The sequence below is a fragment of the Vibrio sp. 378 genome (assembly GCF_033339435.1).
On sequence record NZ_JAWOUO010000766.1, the window covers coordinates 1 to 615 of the forward strand.

Here is a 615-nt window from a genome sequence, read left to right on the forward strand (position 1 = left end):
TGCCAAGCTAAAAAGGCAATTGGCTGAGCAAGCAGAAGAGCTAGAAATTGTAAAAAAGGCCGCTGTAGATTCAAGAGATCATCGCAACACCTTTTTCAATCATGTGTGATGGTGTCTTATATTTCAATATTTTCCTTGGACGTTCATTCAGTTGAGTAGCCACATCATTGAGTTGCTCTTGTGAGTGAGGTGATAAATCTGTTTTTCGAGGGAAGTATTGTCGAATAAGGCTGTTCGTATTTTCGTTAGTACCTCTTTGCCATGGACACTGAGGGTCACAAAAATAGACAGGTATGCCTATTTCTTTAGTCAGCTCAGCATGTTTCGCTAACTCCATTCCTCTATCCCATGTTAGCGATTTTCTATATTCAGCAGGCATTTGTTTAAACGCTGCTAACAGGGCTGTATGCACAGATTCAGCATCTTTACCTGCTAACTTAAGGATGATCGTAAAACGAGACTTTCGGTCTACAAGAGTAGCAATGTGTGTATTTCTTGAACCCGATACAAGGTCACCTTCCCAGTGGCCAAGAGACTTACGGTTATCAATATTCTTAGAGCGCTTATGTATAGAAACACCGTTTACAATATTCGTGAAGCTCCGATCACCACTAC

At 41.0% G+C, this 615-nt stretch carries 1 protein-coding gene; it reads right to left on the minus strand.

From position 1 onward, the window contains the following. Positions 1–70: 70 nt before the first annotated feature. On the minus strand, positions 71–615 hold a 545-nt coding region (locus R7Q48_RS28735; protein ID WP_318133747.1), incomplete at its 5' end, for an IS30 family transposase.